Source organism: Dictyobacter sp. Z7_2 (assembly GCF_057551105.1).
Genome location: NZ_BAAJPE010000001.1, coordinates 1,111,092 through 1,130,498 on the forward strand (window position 1 = coordinate 1,111,092; position 19,407 = coordinate 1,130,498).

The window sequence follows — 19,407 nt, forward strand, 5'->3', positions numbered from 1 at the left end:
CAGTGCTTGCAACCCACCCATCTCTCCCTGTGAATGATAGCGATCAATGGCTTTCGACGCTGTTCGTTCTAAAGATATATATAAATATACATTACATCGAGAAAGAACAGGCAGATGAATCAAGAACATGAAACAGAAGTCTTTCTAGAAGAAGATCCTACGACTGAGCAGCGCTGGCAAGCGCTACGCCTCAACGTCCAGGCCTGCTACGAACGCCTGTCAACGGCTGAAGGTAAAAGCGAGCTTATACGCGAGGGGGAGATTTTGGGCACGTACGAGCACCTTACACTCCCCTCAGAGGACGCCATCCAGGACGACCAGCTACTCGATCGCATTCTGAACTGGTATCGAGGTCAGCGACCTTTGCATGGAGCGGTCTGCTGGTATCTACACCCGACGGCGCCTGTGAGCCTCGAATCACGTCTCTTTGCTCGCGGAGTTGAGCCGAACTGGCGTCCGCACTGGATGTGGTGTGAGCTGCGTCAGATTCAGAGCAATCGTCCTCACGCTTCTACCTTTGAGATCCAGATTACAGGAGAAGATGAGCTTCCTTATACCAGGAACAAAGCTACTCGGATACGTGTCGCGCTGGCTCGCATCAAGCCACGTCGCATCTGGTATCTGGTAGCATTCCAGCACGATCGAGAAGTCGGACGGTGTATGCTGAATGTAACGACCGGCGTTTGGGGCGTGGGTGGATTATTTGATATGGAGGTTAAGTCCCGAGCACGTAATCAGGGCATTGGGACCGCACTGGTACAGGCCGCATGCGAGTTAGCCCAGAAGCTTGGCTGCCATCACGTGGTGCTCAATGCCACCGAGATGGGTCGCCCTGTCTACCAACGCGTAGGCTTTCAGTCTATGGGTTACGGCTACACATGGTTTTTGAGCAAGCACATACTCGCAGCACCCGCGCCCACTGCCAGCGAAATAACGTTTCTAGAGGCAATCGGACGCGGCGATACGACAATGCTCGATGAGGCATTCAACCGCCTTAACGAGAAGATACTCGACCAGCCCACGCTCAATGGTCTGACACCGCTGGACATCGCTGTGCGCTGCCAGCAACCAGCATCAGCGACATGGCTTGTCGAGCACGGAGCTGCTCTGGATCTTCTCTCGGCCTGGGATCTGGGATGGAAAGAGCAGCTTCCCATCTTGCTCGAGAAACATCCAGAGCTGGTACATCTCCAACGGGGTAAATGGCAGACGACTCCACTGCATGTTGCGATCGATCGTGACGATATCGCGTTAGTAAAACTTCTACTCACAGTCCCTAATGATCTGGAAATCAAGGACGCTGTATTTCAATCCACGGCAATAGGATGGGCCACCCATTTCCACCGCGCAGAGATCATTGCCCTCCTTGAGGATCATCGCGCTGGCGGCTGAGCAGCGATTGGACACGGCGGCGCTTGATATCAGATGCCTGCATGGGTAATCCTGCTTCAATCTGGATCTGTGCGGGCCGACAGGCATAGTGCGCGATAGTGCTCTCGACGCTTGTCCGCACCGCCTGGCTGACGGCCGCAAATGTCGTGGGATCAGTCACAGACAAATGGATGCGTAACTGACTTTGCTGCTCCTGTAGCACGCGATAGTCCAGGATCTGAGGGCTGGCGAGCAAGATCATGCGTCGGATCGTATCAGGAAAAAACGGTCGGATCTCGCCGTTATCGGCTTCAAAATAGCAGAGATCATCGCAGCGTCCCTCAATCGAGCGGATCACTTGAAACGTGGAGCCGCAGGTGCAGGGACCGGGCTCAAGTTCGAGGATGTCGTTCAGCCGATAACGGATGATCGGCTGCGTCTGACGCCATAAGTCGGTGATGATCGGCATGACGCGTGCGCCATTACTCCCGGGGACAACCTCAAACTGAAGCGCGACCAGATCCTCCTGAATGTGCAGCGCGCCTTTGACACAGCTCGTAGCCAGAAAGCCCTCCGTGCACTGGTAGATCTGATGGACCGGAATCCCAAACGTCTTTTGCAGCCGATCACGATCATGAGGCTCCAACACCTCGGCCACCGAGATCAACCGCTCGGGATGCATGTGCAGTTGGCCTTCACCTCGCGCATCGGCGAGCAAGCCCAACAGCGAGGGAGGTCCAATCACAATCTGAGGCCGAAAGCTATTCAGAGCTTGCACGGCCTCCCGTAGGGGTGTCATCAGATCGAAATAGCGAAACTGGATCAGTCCCTGCCCGATCTCTTCGTACAGATTGCTGTTCGAGCGCAGGAAGAACGCCACCTTGAGCCGCTTGAGCTTTAGATTATGCAGTGTGCGCGCCAGGATGGTTCCCGCCCATGATGCCTGTTCCTGCGGGCTGACCAGAAATAAGCCTCGATGGCCAGAGGTACCCGACGATAAACCAACCGTTAAATCAGCGATCTGAGGCTGAAAATCGCGGCTCTGCTCGGCCTGGAGCGCCACCTGCATCGCATCATCGCGCTTCACGCCGCGCGTATTGAAGGTATCGAAATGTTGCATCATCAACTGCTTATCGACAACAGGAAGCGAACGCCAATCGTGTAGATCATGGCCGGCCCAATGCTCACGATAGAAGGGAGCATGCTGCTGAGCATACTTCACGATCCGCTGCGCTCGCGCTTCTTGATAGTGTTGCAATGACCCTCCATGGAGACGCTTTTCATACCAGCGAGCGCGGACAAAATGACCTGCGGTGAGTGCCAGACTGGATGGTTTCATCTTATTTTTCCACTTCTTGCTCGTACGCTTCCGGACAATGGCTGGGGACAATTGTGATATCTTGATAAACCTGCGCGAAATCAGCGAGATTATTGATAGTGCGACTGACAGAACGAGCATCATCGACAAAGAGATGCGTCAGACGTGATGGCGCACGACGTTCTTCAATTGACTTGCGCAGCCAACATCCATCGGCAGCGAAGAGTATCCTGCCGCGCTCCGTATTGGCGAGCATCCCTATTTGTCCATGAGCGTGTCCGGGTAACGGGACCAGTAAGAGCGATTGGTCTCCGAAGAGGTCATGCGTCGCTCCGAGCGCCGGCAGCGCTTGATCGGTAAAGTTTGACAGCAAGCGAGCGCGTTTAATGAAATCCTGCGGCAGCAATTCGGGAATAAAGGCTCGCTTGAGCGCCTGGAAGCCACGGCGCTCCGCCACATCAGCATAAGCCATTTCTGAGGCGATCAGCTCGGCCTGTGGAAAATCGCGCAGGCCCGCAATATGATCGGCATGAAAATGCGAGATAATCACGTGCTGGATATCTCCCGCACGCAGTTGCCAGCGTCCAAGCTGCGCGACGACGCTCAGTTCTGGATCAAGATGCAACGGTGTCGCTCGTCGATAGAGCGAAAATGGCAACTGACGTGTCACGTCAAGCATGCGTGGCGCATAACCGGTATCCCACAAGATCCATCCGTGGTCTGGATGGCGCAGCAGCGCCACCAGCGAATGACAGGCAATCTGTTTATGCGCTCCGCCACGCATGAGATGATCTTCCCAGGCGGTACAGTAGCCAGTATCAAGAATCGTACATTGAAGTTTGGGCACGTTTTGAATCATTTTTCTACTTTCACTGCTGCTAGCGTACGCCTGATCCCCTCCGCTACCGATATCTGCGGTACATAGCACAGGTCGCGCTTCGCACCACTGATATCATAGGTCTGTGTACATCCCAGGATCGCCGCCGAGTACCGGGTGAGCAGAGGCTCCTTGCCCATGATGGTTGCCTGTGCCTCCATCAACGTAGCGGCCACAAGCATCACGGGGAGAGGAATCTGGCGCAAATGCGTGTCAAGATCCAGTTCGCCTAAGACCTGGCGAATCGTTCTCCACAGAAGGATATGTTCATCGTTCGTGATCGTATACGTCTGACCAACAGCCGCACGCGCATCCATAGCCAACACGAGAGCCTGTACGACATTCTCAACATAGGTCAGATCGACCAGATTCTCGCCATTGCCAATCTGCGGCAGACGCTTACGACGTGCGGCCGCGATCAATTGCGGGAAGAGCGTACGATCTCCGGGTCCAAAAATGGCCTTGGGACGCAGGATGACCGTCTCCAGGCTGTGCCCGGCAGCATTGACCAGATCCTCTCCGAGCTTTTTTGTCAGCGCATAGACCGATGTAAAATGCTGTGGATAAGGAAGATCATCGGTCGCATGATAGATATCTCTGCCTCTAAATACAACGCTCGGCGACGAGACATAGATCAGCCGCCGCACGCGATGTTCCTGACATCCTGCGATGACAGCCTGTGTGCCTCCCACGTTGATAGCATGGAAGTCCACTTTTTTGCCCCAGGCCGCCGATAAAGCTCCGACATGGAAGACGACCTCCATCCCCACACAGGCCCGACGGATAACAGCATCATTGCGCAGATCGGCCACAATTGGTCGTGCGCCAGTCGCGCAGAGCGCTGCTACCTGAGTAAAATCACGGCCAGCCATAGAGACATCATGATTAGCCAGCAGCAAACGTCTGACGAGATGCTGTCCCAGGAACCCCGTCCCGCCAGTCACAAGAACCTTCATAGATATCCCCTCATGACTAAAATGTCAGGGCAACCGCGCCCAGAGTGAGTCCAGCGCCCGTGCCCACGAGTAGAAGACGCATACCGCGCTGGATGCGTCCCTGCTCGACCGCTTCCGCCAGCGCCAGTGGAATCGAAGCCGAAACACAGTTCCCTCTCAAGGCAAGATCATTCACTACCTTCTCACGTTGAAAACCGAGTTTGCGCGACAGGAGTTCAAGCGCATGGCGACTGGCCTGATGAGGTACCACCACATCCACCTGCTGCCGCTCCCAGCCAAGCGCCGTGAAAAATTGCGTCAAAAAGGGATCAATCAGCGGAAGCGCTTGCTTGAAGATGGCTGGACCCTCCATGTGAAAGAGATTCATCTCTGGCGTCGTGCTGGCGGCGTTGGGATGATGGAGTGTTCCGCCACCAAGAATCTGCGTCAGATCGGCTCCGCTACTGTGCGTCTCAAATTGAGCATGCCAGAGACAACTCTGCTCATCGCTCTGACTCTTCGTAATAATCGCAGCGGCGGCAGCATCCCCAAATAGAACAGCGCTCTCGCGCTCAGCCGGATTAATGGAAAGCGAGGCCGGTTCGCTACTACAGATCAGCACATTCCTATATACCCCCGAGGCCACAAGATGAGACACCGTCTGCAAAGCAAATAAAAAACTCAGGCAGGTAGCATTGATATCAAAGCAAGCACTTTTTCCATCTGGAGCGTTGATCTCGCGCTGTATAAACACCGCTGTGCATGGAATGACCTGCTGCGGTGCCGACGATGCAAAGACAATTGCGTCCAGATCATGAACAGTCAAGCCAGCCTGAGTCAGCGCTCGCCTGGCCGCAATAGCAGCCATACTGACCGTTGTCTCAGATGTAACATAGCGTCGCTCCTTCACTCCAGTAGCACGCACAATCCAATCGGCGTGCATACCGTATTGCTGCTCTAAGTCATCATTAGTCACACGCCGTTCTGGTAAATACCATCCCAGGCCCGCAATTTTCGCTAGAAGCATGCATTCCACCTTTTATATTATTGGCCAGAAAAACAAAAAAGCACAGACAAACCGTCATTTTACCCGCTCAAATTACACCTATGACCATGAGCAGCGCATAGGGCAAATGACCTATTATTTACCTTCTGGCTATCTCAAAATAAAATCTGATCAGACAAATATTATATCTCTTTGCACGTGCATACGCATAAAGTTTGCCCTGCAATGAAAAGAAGCGACTCCCGTTCTGTTATCTGAAGTAACAGAACGGGAGTCGCTTCTTTTCAAGTGACGTTTAGAACAAGGTCAAGCTGGCTGATTTTTATCGAAACTAAGCATCCAATTGACGCCAAACTTATCGGTCAGATCGCCAAATATAGCACCCCAGAATTCTTCTTTCAAGGGATGTTCAACTTTTCCATCGACCGAAAGATCGGCAAAAAGCGTTCGTATTTCCTGTTCGCTACCGCAACTGATACAGAGAGAAATGGTATTGCCTGTAATCATATCCGATGGGTCCATCATATCGGAGGCCATGAACGTAAAGCGCTCAGCCGTCAGGCTGGAGTGCATGATGCTTTTATGGGATGCGGGAGGCATCTGACTGGCCATTGATGATTCCCCAACGGTTTGCAGATTAAGTTCTCCTCCCAGGCATTTCTGATAGAACGTCATCGCTTCGCGGCAGTTGCCGCTGAAAAATAAGTATGCATTAATCTGTGTCATGATAATTTCACCTTCCATAAAACTATTGTTTTTTTATAGCATGCTCTTGAATAGTCTGTGAATACTCTTTGTAGAGGGTGGGGTAATGTCATCATCATAGCAGAGAAAAAAGCAAAAAACTTCTCCAATCCGATCATTTTGAACAAATGTTCGCTGCCTCCATCACAACAGAGGTAAGCCCATCACGAGTGGCGGATCGCCCAGACGCGGAGGATGCAACACAAGATTGGGATCGCCAGATATCTGTCCGCGATGAACGATCAGCGGACCCGGGTTGTTGCCAAGCAGCATCTTATCGCCGGGCAGCAGCGATGATTGGACGTCTGAAGCGCTGGGAAAAGCGGCCGCTCGAAGATAATAGACGCCATCAGTCATGCCATCCAATCGATACATTCCTGACGCGTTGAGTCGGGTACAACGCACAGGCGCCCCTTGCGGAATGGGGCTGCGGAACAGGCCAACATAGATCGTTCCCCGAAAGCTCTCAGGAGTCTTAATCCAGCCCAGCAGCGTATTGTTTATCTGGATGCCAGACGCTGGCATGAGATAAAGCTCAGCCGGTACAACTGGCGGCGGTTCAAACCTATGAGCGCGTTGACGCAGCATGCGCGGAGAGAGTCCTACCCGCTGCGTAAAGCGCGTAGTGAAAGAGCCCATGCTTGTGTATCCCACCTCAAAGCAAATATCGGTCACGCTCAGCTGAGTCGTCAAGAGCAGACGCCGCGCCGCTTGAAAGCGCAACGCGGCCAGGAACTCGCCAGGAGGTATGCCTATCAGACGGCGAAAGACACGCGTAAAATGCGAGGGACTGAGACAGGCGACCGAAGCCAGATCTTCAAGCGTCAGCAGTTCTTGTAGATGCGTGTGCATGGCTTGAAGAGCGAGTTCCACCGCCAGTGTCTGAGCAACATAGGTTACGTCAGACACCGGATCTGCATCGAAAACGTGGGTGGCTGTTTGCATAGTATTCTTCCTTCTCAAACAGAAGTTTCTTCACAGACCTGTTCTTTTCCGCCCAACCATAAACGGAAAAGAACAGGCCAGCTTGAGCAGAATGCGATCGTTACAGGCGTCATAATTCGCTTGATCACAACGGGGACGTGGCCCAATGCGCATCAACGCTTAGGTTGATGGCGTATTAGACCAGTATTCGCACCTCCGCCTACCCTCCACATGTGATACAGGCTATTCAGAAGAGATCTCATGTGTATTCATGGGCAATTCGGTTGTGCTGGCCAGCATAATGTTATAAGATGAAGCTGTTCTGATACTTCGACGTATCTCAGAAAGGACATTTTCATGGTATCGCCACAGACATCCGCCGATCAGAGAAGGTTCTCTGTTTCAACCTGGAGCCTGCATCGCACGCTAGGAGATCCAGCTATTTATGGCGCGGCACAGGGATTTCAGATTCCACTTGAGACGCACAATCGAGGACAAGTCACGCTTTTGGAACTGCCAGAGCGCCTGGCAGCATTTGGCATCACGACGTTAGAGATCTGCCATTTTCATCTCCCGAACCTCGATACGGGTTATCTCGCAGAGCTACGCTCGGCGTTACAGTCGGCAAAGATTGAGCTCTTCTCGCTCCTGATCGACGAGGGCGACGTGACGCATCCTGAGCACGCCGAACGCGATCTGGCCTGGATCGAGCGCTGGCTGGAGATTGCTGGACACCTGGGTGCCCGACGCGCTCGTGTGATTGCGGGCAAAACCACCTCTGGTGACGCTCTACACAGAAGCGGCCAGGCACTCAATCATCTAGTGCCCAGAGCAGAAGAGAACGGCCTGCGCCTGATGACCGAGAACTGGTTCGGACTCCTCTCCAATGCAGAGACCGTGCACACTTTGTTTGAGCAGTTAGAGGGCTACGTTGGCCTCTGCCTGGACTTCGGCAACTGGAAGGGAGCTGACAAATACACGCAGCTCGCATCTATCGCCCGTTACGCGGAATCCTGCCACACAAAAGCGCATTTTCCGACCCCCGATCACATGGATCAGTCAGATTATGTCCATTGCCTGGACATCACACGTGAAGCTCATTTCGTCGGACCGTATACGCTTATCTACGATGGTCCCAGCGATGACGAGTGGAGGGGATTAGCGCAGGAACGAGCGATTGTACAGCCCTATCTTTAAAGCACGGTAATTGTAGTCACGGACGATATATATTGCCAGGGAAGGCAATATATACCTGAAAATCTGCGTAAAAATACCACGTGCAGACTACTCGATAAGAAGACTTATGCGTAAGAAGTTTTCGACCAACGTCTGCGCATGCAGCGCATAGGTCGGATAGAGATCAATCGCTTCTCGCTCCACCTTCTCATATTGCTCGATCCCATACGCAGCAATGAATTCCTGTTTTAATGCAGGATCATGCAACCATACATCCAACATCTCTTCCGTGAGCTCGATATGATACTGCAAACCGTAGGCGAATTCGAGATAACGAAATGCCTGATTGGCACCGTTCTCATGATGGGCTAACGAGACCGCACCTAACGGTACATCAAAGCAATCTTCATGCCATTGAAACGCCTGCTGATAGCCCGGGAGTCCGCGATACAGGGGATCATTTTGACCGGCTTCAGTAAAGTCTATGCGCAAAAAACCGATATGCTCCTTTGGTAACCGGCGTATGGGAGCCTTGAATGTGTTCGCGAGCAATTGCCCACCCAGACACATCCCCAGATAAGGAACTCTATCCTTAATCGCCTTAGAAATGTAGATTTCTTCGTGCACGGTGTAAGGATACTTGCCTCTATTATAGAGATGCTGCGTGCCACCCAGCACAATAATAGCACCATATGTAGCAGGATCAGGCAAGGAGTCCAGACCGACATGAATCAAATCATAAGGAATTGCATGAGCATCAAGCAGATTTCCGACACGCCCTGGTGGATTCTCATGAAAATGTTGCAGCACAAGTGCATGTTTCTTGTCAGCCATATCTTTTTCCTTTAGAGAGTTTCTTTGGCCTTACATACCTACACATTACACATAAGATAATTCTATCATTTTTTCACAGTCATCCTCTAAAATCTTATTCAGAGTAATACGACTTGACAGGAAACAATTTTACGGTTATAGTTTGAGTGTGAAACCGGTTTCACATAATTTCCTTTCATCCAATAAGTGCAAAGAAGCAGGAAGATTTATGCAAGGAAAGCTCACTGTTCAAGGTAGGTACTGTACTACCAGAACCTTCTTTCAGAAAATGGTTCGGACAACCTGTTGCCCACTTGCCACTCATGGCGTCCAATATGCTTTTCAGCGGGTTGTAGGAAACACTTTTCACCTCAAAAGCCCCAGGCGCTTAACCTCTGGCATATGCAGTCCCCCTATTCCAGTTGCTGTTTTCTCTGCGTACTTGCTAGATTGGTACATCGTCGGAGTTCGTCGTCCAGATGGATTCTTAAGAGCCGTATTTACTCATTTCCTTAATTCGTTAGTACCTCAACCAGCACTACCCTTTTAGGCGAGCGATTAAAACGAGAGAAAATCAGGCACCAAGTACCCTATGTGTCAATAATTCTTTCATCCTATCATCAAGTCGTCATGTTTTTTCAAAGGAGGTATTTCACACAGATGAGAAACGTCTCTCTTCGAGACAGAAATTACAAACAACGTTGTTTGTAACGCCTCAGCCACAAAGTTGAAAGCACGTCTGTTTTTCTGCCCACGTGCGGCAGCATAGATCGGAAGGAGCATGTCATGCGAATATTCAAGCATGCAGACAACAGGGATGTCAGGTCTACTAATCAACCCAAACGCTCACTTTCTCATAAGATAGTCATACTGGGTATCTGCGTTGCATTTATTATCGGTTCAGGGGTACTGGCCTTCGCCAATCTAGTCACGACGCCAAGTGCTCATGCGGCCACCTGGACACAAATTTTCAATGAAGATTTTAATGGGAGCGGAGGCACGGGACTTAATACCTCCAATTGGAAATATGACACCGGTACCGGTTGGGGCACAGGCGAAATCGAGAACATGTCGAGCAGCACAGCCAACGTCCAGCAAGATGGTAGTGGTCATTTGAAAATCACAGCGCTCCGCGACGGTAGCGGCAACTGGACCTCTGGACGTATCGAGACGCAGCGCTCCGATTTCGCGGCTCCTGTTGGCGGACAATTAGAGATGACAGCCACCATTCAGCAGCCCAACGTCTCTGGTGCCGCCGCCGCTGGCTACTGGCCGGCCTTCTGGATGCTCGGTGCGCAATTCAGAGTCGATGGCAACTGGCCCAACGATGGCGAGATTGATGCCATGGAAGATATCAATGGACTGAGCTCGGTCTTCGGAACACTGCATTGCGGTGTTGGTTCAGGAGGTCCTTGCAACGAGACCACCGGTATCGGTAGCGGACAGCATGCCTGCTCAGGTTGTCAGACAAGCTACCACACCTATTCAGTCATCGTTGATAGAAGCGTCTCACCTGAACAGATACGCTGGTATCTGGATGGTGCTAACTACTTCAGCGTCAACGCCAATCAGGTTCCTGCGGCCACCTGGACTGCGGCCGTCGATCACGGCTTCTTCATCATCTTTGACCTCGCCATGGGCGGTGGTTTCCCCGACGCCTTCGGTGGTGGTCCAACCGCCTCGACTCAATCGGGAGCCTCCATGCTGGTCGATAACGTCCAGGTATTCACATCCGGCGGCTCCACAGGAGGAGTCACTCCTACGACGACAGTGCCTACCCCCACTCCCACCGCCTCATCCGGTAGCGGCTTTACGCAGGGAGTAAGTAGCACCAGTTCCAGTCAGGCTCAGTTCTGGTTCCAACCGAGCGGCTGGACAGCCGGTTATGCCATCCTGCATTATACGGTGAACGGCGGGAATCAACAAAATCTGAATATGACCTACAACAGCAGCACCTCTCGCTGGGAGTACACTGCCGGTGGGCTCAGTACGGGAAATGCCATCTCCTACTCCTTCACCTATCAGCAAAATGGGCTGCAATACGACTCAGGGACGTATAGCTATACCTTTGGAGCAGTCAATCCTACTCCGACACCTATTCCTAATGGCAGCTTTGGTGTAGGAGCAAGCAGTACCAGTTCCAGTCAGGCTCAAATCTGGTTCCAGCCGAGCGGTTGGACCGCTGGTTATGTGATCCTGCATTATACGGTGAACGGTGCCAATCAACAAAACCTGAATATGACCTACAACAGCGGCTCTTCTCGTTGGGAGTTTACCGCTGGTGGTATAAATTCTGGTAACACCGTGACATACTCATTCACCTATCAAAAAGGTGGCCTCCAGTATGACACCGGTTCGTACTCATGGACACATCCATAGCATAATGCTCTATCGAGATTGCCTACGACCAGTGCCTGCTTCACTCTTCGCATCCACTGGCTGTAGGCAAGCCAGATAGCACTACTTTTTTCGCTCAGGAAAGGGAGTTCCTATCTATGAATAAACATGATGTACGCACCACCTCACATTCGCGCAAGTTTTCCTGGCGCAAACGCATCGTCCTGCTCGCCTGCTCCGCTCTGCTAGCTTTGTGCTCTGTACTGGCATTTTTCTCACCGGGATTGAGTCAGGAAGCGCACGCAGCAACCAGCACATTTACACAGGGAGCCAGTGCAACCAGCTCTACGCAGGCTCAAATCTGGTTCCAGCCCGGCGGCTGGACCGCTGGCTACGTGATCCTGCATTATACGGTGAACGGTGCCAATCAACAAAACCTGAATATGACCTACAACAGCGGCACGGCCCGTTGGGAGTATACTATCGGTGGCCTGAGTACAGGCAACGTGATCGCTTACTCATTCACATACCAGCAAAGTGGACTACAATACGACACCGGATCATATAGCTACTCCTTTGGAGCGTCCTCTCCCACACCGACTCCTACATCTACCGGTGGTGGAAACACCGGTGGTGCTGGCACATTCCCTCTCATCTTACAAAATAACACCGGTGGAACGTGGACCAATAGCCAGATTTATATCATGGTTTTAGGACAGGTGACACCTGGTCAGTGGTCATATCTACTGCCCAACGGCACATTCACCCACATCAACCACTTAGACGCAAACGCATCGAATCATCTCACCAAAAACGGTGTCAACTACGCCAACATGGCCTTCACCATGGCGCAAGTAAGCACTATCACCATGCCCACAGTCTTCTCAGGAGCCCGCATGTACATCTCTCTCGGAGCACCGATGTATATCCCGATCGCATCTGACAACAGTGGCTGGGGCGGACCAGATATCAACAATGCCAGCGATCCCAACGCCAGCACGTACTTCGATTGGTACGAGCTTACCTATCAATACGGTGTCACCGCGTTTGGAGGCAATCCAACGCAGGTCGATATGTTTGGATTTCCGATGACGGCACGCCTGCAGCAGACCTCTAGCGGATACGATCAGACGGTTGGCATCACGCTCTCCAGAGCACAGGTCTACTCAAGGTACGCCACAGCCGTCGGTTCAGCCTTCACCCCGCTCTCCTCCACCTATCGCATCCTGGCGCCGAAGTCATCGTCAATCTTCGCCCCTGGTGGGAGTCAGGCTAATTACATGCAGTCATATATCGACCAGACATGGAGCTACTACACGACCAATACCTTTAATCTGACAACTGGAGGTTCAACCTTCGCCGGAAAAGTAGTCAATGGACAACTACAGTTCACCGTCAATGGCTCCGGCTCCTATGTCCTGAACAAACCCACCAGTAGCGACGTACTGGGATGTGTCAATTCTCTGGCATGGCCAGGCATGACCTCCCAGGAATTACAACTCGGCTCCAATCTCTGCGCCGCCTTTAACCGAGGAGTCGCTCAAAACACCGCCACCTGGGGCACACCCTCCGCCTACTACACAAATTCTGTACACAATGATTATGCGATGTTCTGGCATCAAGTCAGCATCAATAGCAAAGCCTACGGCTTCCCTTACGACGACGTCAATAATCAGAGCTCGGTTGAAATTCTGCCGAACGCCAATCCGCCCACCAGCCTGACCATCGGCATCGGCTGGTAAAATCCCCTCCTCAAGCCACCTGAGAACTTGCCAACGTCTGTTGGCAAGTTCTCATTCTCAAAGCAGCGTCGTACGCTGGCGTCCAATACTGTTTAAATAAGGAATCATCACCCCCAAAGAGATCAAGCTCCCGACGTAGCGGCGCGGCTCCGCCGTGCTGTCTGTGACTCGTACGACCACGTTGCCCATGGGGTCCCATTGATAGACGCATCCCAGCCGCATCATACGAGTCACAGACAGCACGGCGGAGCCGCGCCGCTACGTCGGTGAGCATTGACGCCTGGAGCATTTTGAGGCTATATTTATAAATGGCCTGATTATTTTTAGCTAATTTTTAGAAATATGAGCGCTTTTTTGACATAATTTTTAGAAATATGCTACACTGTTGATCAGTAAAACTCCCTTTCGAGCCGATATCACTGTAATGTTCGTTGCGATGGAGGAACGACGTGCCTCCATAACGAGGAGTTTGTATGAAACAGATAGCGTCCACGCGCGACGTGTCCTTGCCTGCTCAAAGTCATGAGCATGGAAAAGTCAGCCTTGGCCCACTGCTCTGCTGGGCAGTTGTCTTTGCCGATATTGGCTCATCCATTTATTATGTGCCGGGTATCCTCTACAGCTCGGTTGGTGCTCTTGCTGGTTTTTTTGTGCTCCTGACCATGATCGTCTTCGTGCTGCTGACGCTCAAGTACGCGGAGGTCAGTCAGCGCTTCCCTGAAGGTGGCGGTGTGGTCTCGGTAGCCGCTCAGGCGATCAGTTCGTGGGCTGGCGCACTCGGAGGCATGCTGATCCTCGTAAGTTACTTTCTGACGGCTGCGATCAGTTGCCTCTCGGCGATCCAGTACTTCGGAGTCGTCGTGCCAGCAGTCCTGCCGTCGGTCCTCTGGATTACGATTGGGGTCTTGATCCTGCTCGGCTTTTTGAACTGGATCGGCATTAGCGAGAGTGCTAAAGTGAGCATGATTGGCGCACTGATCGCCTTCGCCAGCGATCTGGCCATTCTCTGGACCGTCTTTACGCACATCTCGTTCGCCGATGTCATCTCCCTCTTCCTGACATCCTTCCGGCACGCAACCTTAACACCAACCTCGCTCCTGATTGGCTTCGCCGGAGCTTTCCTGGCCTTTTCGGGTCTGGAGAGCATTTCACAGCTTTCTCCTGTGATGAAGAAGCCGCGAAAAAAGGTCATCAGTGTAGCGCTCTTGCTGGTTGTACTCACAATTGGAGCAACGAGCCCTCTCCTCACCTTACTTTCGACCCTCTTGCAACCGACGCAGGCCGCTGATACAGAGCTCTCGACCCAACTCATCTCATCGCTGGGTGGTCACTGGGGAAACGCAATTTTGCAGACCGAAGTAGCAGTCAGTGCCAGCCTCATTCTGGTCTTCGCCAGCAATACCGCTATTATTGGAGCGTATCACGTTTTTATAGCGCTCTCGCGCATGGATTTTTTCCCTTCTTTTATCCTTAAAAGAAACCATTTCCGTGATACCCCTCACTGGTCGATCGCCCTGGCCACCGGAATCCCTATCGCGATCCTCCTGCTTGTCAACGGTCAGATCAACGAGCTCGGAAATCTCTACGCCTTTGGGCTGCTCGGCGCCTTCACGATTACCTGTCTGGGATTAGATATTATTCGCCAGCGAGAACGATCCCGCTCGAAAAAAATGCAGGTATCAGCGATCGTCGCCAAAAATAATCTTGACGTTTTTGCAAGTGCCGTGCCCGCATCGCTCTTGATCGGTGAGGAGATACCGGCCACCAATGTACATAAGACGAATGGAACCCCAGCAGCCAACAAACGCACCCTTTCCTCTACCTCACGCCACATCGTCCACGCGTTATGGACCAGGCTCGACTTCTGGTTAGGGATACTTACCACGGCATTGGTCGCGCTGGCCTGGCTGATCAGCCTGGTATCCAAACCGCAATCGGCCCTCTTTGGCGGGACGGTTGCTCTGATCGGTATGGGTATCGCATCCGTGAACTATATGCGTCGTGGACGTCCACCACTGGCTGCCTTTCAGCTTGGAGATTTTGCGCCCGATTCTTTGCTCGCGCTGCTTACTCCTGGTGATCCCATGAACGTGAAGGTCATCGAGACGGCGATCAACAGCACCCATGGGAGACCAGTCATCTTCCTGTATCTGGGAAATTATCACGCAAGTCACGCGCCACAACAATTTGAGATCGTTGATCCCTATCTCAATGATGTCTCGGCACGAGAAACCTTTGGCAAGGCCGAACGCCTCGCCCGAGCCGCCAAAATTTCGCGCAGCTTCGTCTATCGACAGCGCGAGAACACCGAGACCTCTGGTGTGTGGAAGATGCTCCAGCCCAGTGATGTGATCCTCTCAGCTGCCACGGCGAGTCAGATCGGCGACATTAATCCGGACCGGATTCGCTACGAAAGTACTGCTGGCGGCAAGGTCGCTCATTTCCTCAAACATTGGTGAGCAGGAGCGTTTTGAGAGTGAAAAAGATCTGATTAACTGAAAAGGAGATCGGTAGACCTCTGATAATAGCCGGGAGATAGCTATGCGCTACTTTTTACTACCGTTTACACATGGGATTGATGGGGCAGCCATCACGAATGCGCTATCCCTGGCTCATCATAGCCAGGCCACATTGATCCTGCTATCGCTACTTTGTCCGCGTGGGAGATCAGAGAAGCGCACGATACGCTGGGAAGATATTCAACAATCGACCGATTTTCTGGAGTTTACACAAAACAAAGCCGATCGTATGGGTATACCTATCAACCGCGTGGAACTACATACCACGCATCCAGTACGTAGTATCCGCGCCTTTGCGCAAGAGATGGAATGTCTCGGCATTTTCCTCTTTGTACGCAATGGATCAGGAGTTCTGCTTGACACCAAAGAAGTCAAACAACTGCTTGAAGATCTGCGTTTCCCCATCTATGTGACAAATTTACCCGTCCATCCATTCTGGCTCAGCTTAAAAAAGAGCGCTCAAAAGTTGACGCGCTGGAGCACCATCACGTGATCAGGTAGCACACCACACGCGATAATAAAGCTCAAATCATTCAATTCTTCTCTTTAAGCTATTGACAGCGCACACTCCTATCTTTTATGCTAAGCATCTCAGAGGTAGCTTTAGAGAAGACGAAGAGGGGAAATGAGCCAGACAGAACCGTTACGCATGCGCAAACCGAAAGAGAGCGCCGCCTGGAAATGGTATCTCCTTGATTGCTTATTAGCCCTGGGGAGTATTTTCCTCCTGTCGGGAGCCATCTGGCTTTTTCAACTCTACCAAAGAATCCCCGACAGCTTCCTGCTCTATCTGCTGGCCATTCTCTCGCTCGCCAGCCTGCGTGGACTGGCCGCAGCACTGCTGGCATCTTTTATAGCTTTCTTCTCATTCGACTTTTTCTTTGTACCACCTCTCTACACGTTAAACGTAGACAAATTTGAAGATGTCCTGACTTTGATTGTCTTCCTGGTCACCGCCATCATCACCAGCCAATTTGCGTCAATGCTGCGTCAACGGGCCGAGACAGCCAATCGTCGTGAACGTGAAACGCATATCCTCTACGATCTGGTGCGAGCCACCAACCGCGAAGAAGATCTGGAGCGACAGCTCACCATCCTGGCGCAAGCTATCATCAAGATCTTTTCTCCCTGGGGGATACAAGACTGTCGGCTGCTCCTCCCCAACGAGGCGGGCGAATTTCAGTTCAGCGAAAGGGAGATGCTCTCCTCTGAAGAACGCGAGGCAGCAGCCCAACTGCTGCAACAGCCGAAGATCGTGGATATTCCAGAGAGGACTCAGCTCGACGAGCACGTAAGCGATCATGGGGACAATACAGAGCAAAACCTGAAACATGGATCTCCAGCCAGACGCTATGTACGTCTGGTACCGCTCAAAACAGAGTTTCAGGTCCTGGGAGTGCTGCGTCTCCAGATCGAGCCGGGCGAGCAAGGAGCGACCATCGACGAGATCCTGAGCCTTGAGCCCAATCATCCCACGCCAGATGCAGTATTTTTCTCAACCTTCCTCGAACAAGCGGTCGCAGTCATCGAGCGCGGACATCTCAGACAACAAAGCATTCGCGTCAACGTCCTCAAGCAGACCGATGCGCTCCGTTCAGCGCTCCTCTCTTCCGTCTCCCATGACCTGCGCACGCCGCTTTCGACGATCAAGACGGCGGCAACGAGCCTGCTTGAGGAGGATGTTCCCTGGGATGAGGAGACGCGGCGCGGCTTTATGACGGCCATCGAGCGCGAAGCCGATCGGCTCAATGCGCTGGTAGAGAATCTATTGGATATGTCGCGTATCGAAGCTGGCTCGCTCCATCCAGAAAAAGAATGGTATCCACTGGATGCCCTGGTACGTGACGTACTGGATCAGATGCAGCCGCTGCTCGCAGGACGAGAAGTACAGACGATTCTACCCGAGCAGTTGCCACCGGTAGAATTAGATGCTGTTCTGATCGAACAGGTGGTCACAAACCTGCTCACAAACGCGATTTACCACACACCAGCAGGCTCGCCCATCGATGTCAGTATCCAGATACGGAATCTCCCATCGACTGGTGCCGGTCGCAATCCTCACGACAATAGAGCCGATCACAACGGAGATAAAGAGAAGGAAACCGTGCTGGTCAGCATTGCGGATCGAGGTCCAGGCATCGCACCAGAAGAGCGGGAGCATGTCTTTGACAAATTTTATCGCGTACTCGGACAGACACAGACGTCTGACAAGAAGCAAGGCTCAGGACTGGGTTTAGCCATCTGCCGTGGGCTGATTGAAGCTCATGGAGGTCGCATATGGATCGAATCACGCGCAGGTGGAGGTACTATCCTCAGCTTTACGCTCCCCCTGGGCAACACAGATGAATTGGAGTTGGGATGAAACGAAAAGTGCGTGTACTGGTTGTCGACGATGAGATAGAGATTGTGCGTGCCTTGCAACGCAGTCTGACCGGTCATGGCTATGACGTTCAGGTTGCCGAGAGAGGAGAGCAAGCCTTAGAGGCCATTGAGCAGAGCACTCCCGATCTGATGTTGCTTGATCTGGCCTTGCCTGGCATGAGTGGGCTGGAGGTCTGTCGACGTGTGAGAGAACAATCGGATTTTCCCATTATCGTGATCTCCGTCAAGAATAAGGAACGTGATAAAGTCCATGCGCTCGACCTTGGTGCCGATGATTATATCTCCAAGCCCTTTGGCATCCATGAGGTGCTCGCACGGATCAGAGTTGCCCTGCGCCACTCGGCGCGCATGCAGCCAAGGACGGAGCCGGCAATGACAATTGGACCATTATATATCGATTTTGCCCAACAACTGGTCAAAGTCAACCATCAAGAGGTCAAATTGACGCCGACTGAATATGATCTACTCAAAGTATTTGTGCTGAATAGTGGAAAAATCATGACGCAACATATGCTATTGACTCAGGTATGGGGCACCCGCCACGACGAAAAATCTCATTATCTCCACGTCTATATCGGCCATCTGCGACGCAAGATTGAGCCTGATCCGGCGCATCCTCGCTTCCTCATCACAATCTCGGGCGTGGGCTATCGCTTTAACGACGACGAGGGCTAATCTTTCCACTGACTGGCAATTTGTATCTATTTGCGACGCTGAAGAGTATACATAGAAGAGACGTTAAATTACAGAAAAACAACAAATATACCGTACAATCTCACATAAAAAAGGAGTAGTATACTATGACTTACGAAGATAAAGATCTTGGCACACAAGGCAAAGAAGACACGTTAAAAGGCAAATTTGATCAGGCACTGGGCAAGGGACAGGAAAAAGCCGGCCAGTTCAGCAACGATCCTGATCTAGAGGCTCGTGGAGATGTCAATCAGGCGAGCGGCGCAACGCAGGCCACATATGGTAACGCAGAACAAAAAGTTGACCATACCCTGGATAACAAAAGCGCGAATTTAGGCGCCCACGGCCACGAACATGAAGCCAAAGGTGGCCTGAACAAGATCGTCGGAAAAATCGAGGAGAAGATCGGCGAGATTACCGATAATCCTAAGCTTGAGGCCAAAGGTAAGGCCAAACAGTTCGGCGGCACCGTCGAGTCAAAATTTGGCGAAGCCGAACAGAAGGTTGGCGGCGCTCTGGATACAGATAAGTAAGCCCCCTTCTCACAAAGCGCCTGGATCAATCATCGTA

Annotated in this window: 17 protein-coding genes; 9 read left to right on the plus strand and 8 right to left on the minus strand. The window is 52.1% G+C overall.

All coding sequences use genetic code 11. The annotated features are described in order from the left end of the window. The first annotated feature begins 114 nt into the window (after nt 1–114). The gene (locus AC27N8_RS04150) at nt 115–1,392 is read left to right on the plus strand and encodes a GNAT family N-acetyltransferase (RefSeq protein ID WP_487064242.1); all 1,278 of its coding nucleotides are present in this window, start codon (nt 115–117) and stop codon (nt 1,390–1,392) included. Here AC27N8_RS04150 and AC27N8_RS04155 read toward each other — a convergent pair. The 6 genes from AC27N8_RS04155 to AC27N8_RS04180 all read right to left on the minus strand — a co-directional run bounded on the left by AC27N8_RS04155 (nt 1,355) and on the right by AC27N8_RS04180 (nt 7,196). Continuing rightward, a complete protein-coding gene (locus AC27N8_RS04155; RefSeq protein WP_487064244.1) occupies nt 1,355–2,710 on the minus strand; it encodes a F390 synthetase-related protein in 1,356 nt (451 codons plus the stop codon). The two genes, AC27N8_RS04150 and AC27N8_RS04155, sit on opposite strands and share 38 nt — an antisense overlap. Nucleotide 2,711: 1 nt before the next feature. Then, complete coding sequence (locus tag AC27N8_RS04160; RefSeq protein WP_487064246.1) at nt 2,712–3,548, minus strand: MBL fold metallo-hydrolase; 837 nt, start codon at nt 3,546–3,548, stop codon at nt 2,712–2,714. Beyond that, nucleotides 3,545–4,522, minus strand: a complete 978-nt coding sequence (locus tag AC27N8_RS04165) for an NAD-dependent epimerase/dehydratase family protein (RefSeq protein WP_487064248.1) — start codon at nt 4,520–4,522, stop codon at nt 3,545–3,547. Before AC27N8_RS04165 ends, AC27N8_RS04160 begins: the two co-directional genes overlap by 4 nt. A 16-nt stretch (nt 4,523–4,538) precedes the next feature. Beyond that, nucleotides 4,539–5,528, minus strand: coding sequence for a 3-oxoacyl-ACP synthase III family protein (locus AC27N8_RS04170; protein ID WP_487064250.1), 990 nt, complete (start codon nt 5,526–5,528; stop codon nt 4,539–4,541). A gap of 285 nt (nt 5,529–5,813) precedes the next feature. Beyond that, entirely contained in the window at nt 5,814–6,233 is a 420-nt protein-coding gene (locus AC27N8_RS04175) for a VOC family protein (protein ID WP_487064252.1), read from the minus strand. 162 nt (nt 6,234–6,395) lie between these two features. Then, complete coding sequence (locus AC27N8_RS04180) at nt 6,396–7,196, minus strand: helix-turn-helix domain-containing protein (RefSeq protein WP_487064254.1); 801 nt, start codon at nt 7,194–7,196, stop codon at nt 6,396–6,398. Nucleotides 7,197–7,532: 336 nt separating this feature from the next. Between AC27N8_RS04180 and AC27N8_RS04185 the strand changes: the two genes are divergently transcribed. Then, nucleotides 7,533–8,372, plus strand: a complete 840-nt coding sequence (locus tag AC27N8_RS04185) for a sugar phosphate isomerase/epimerase family protein (protein WP_487064256.1) — start codon at nt 7,533–7,535, stop codon at nt 8,370–8,372. An 87-nt stretch (nt 8,373–8,459) separates the two neighbouring features. Here the strand turns inward: AC27N8_RS04185 and AC27N8_RS04190 are convergent, their stop codons facing one another. Then, a complete protein-coding gene (locus tag AC27N8_RS04190; protein WP_487064258.1) occupies nt 8,460–9,185 on the minus strand; it encodes a type 1 glutamine amidotransferase in 726 nt (241 codons plus the stop codon). Nucleotides 9,186–9,950: 765 nt separating this feature from the next. Between AC27N8_RS04190 and AC27N8_RS04195 the strand changes: the two genes are divergently transcribed. Continuing rightward, entirely contained in the window at nt 9,951–11,543 is a 1,593-nt protein-coding gene (locus AC27N8_RS04195) for a glycoside hydrolase family 16 protein (RefSeq protein WP_487064260.1), read from the plus strand. Nucleotides 11,544–11,659: 116 nt separating this feature from the next. Further along, nucleotides 11,660–13,243, plus strand: coding sequence for a glycoside hydrolase family 64 protein (locus AC27N8_RS04200; protein WP_487064262.1), 1,584 nt, complete (start codon nt 11,660–11,662; stop codon nt 13,241–13,243). 10 nt (nt 13,244–13,253) lie between these two features. Here the strand turns inward: AC27N8_RS04200 and AC27N8_RS04205 are convergent, their stop codons facing one another. Next, nucleotides 13,254–13,517 (minus strand): hypothetical protein, encoded by a 264-nt coding sequence (locus AC27N8_RS04205; protein ID WP_487064264.1) that lies wholly within the window; start codon nt 13,515–13,517, stop codon nt 13,254–13,256. A 199-nt stretch (nt 13,518–13,716) separates the two neighbouring features. On the opposite strand from AC27N8_RS04205, the gene AC27N8_RS04210 reads away from it, so the two are divergent. The 5 genes from AC27N8_RS04210 (at nt 13,717) to AC27N8_RS04230 (ending at nt 19,370) form a co-directional block, all read left to right on the plus strand. Beyond that, entirely contained in the window at nt 13,717–15,702 is a 1,986-nt protein-coding gene (locus AC27N8_RS04210) for an APC family permease (protein ID WP_487064266.1), read from the plus strand. A gap of 82 nt (nt 15,703–15,784) precedes the next feature. Next, on the plus strand, nt 15,785–16,255 hold the full coding sequence (locus AC27N8_RS04215) for a hypothetical protein (protein WP_487064268.1): 471 nt from the start codon (nt 15,785–15,787) through the stop codon (nt 16,253–16,255). Nucleotides 16,256–16,387: 132 nt separating this feature from the next. Then, nucleotides 16,388–18,124, plus strand: coding sequence for a sensor histidine kinase (locus AC27N8_RS04220; protein ID WP_487064270.1), 1,737 nt, complete (start codon nt 16,388–16,390; stop codon nt 18,122–18,124). Next, nucleotides 18,121–18,819 carry a response regulator gene (locus tag AC27N8_RS04225; RefSeq protein ID WP_487064272.1) on the plus strand — a complete coding sequence of 233 codons (699 nt, stop codon included), beginning with the start codon at nt 18,121–18,123 and terminating at the stop codon, nt 18,817–18,819. The genes AC27N8_RS04220 and AC27N8_RS04225 overlap by 4 nt, the downstream gene beginning before the upstream one ends. Nucleotides 18,820–18,944: 125 nt before the next feature. Then, nucleotides 18,945–19,370 carry a CsbD family protein gene (locus tag AC27N8_RS04230; RefSeq protein ID WP_487064274.1) on the plus strand — a complete coding sequence of 142 codons (426 nt, stop codon included), beginning with the start codon at nt 18,945–18,947 and terminating at the stop codon, nt 19,368–19,370. The last annotated feature ends 37 nt before the right edge of the window (nt 19,371–19,407 follow it).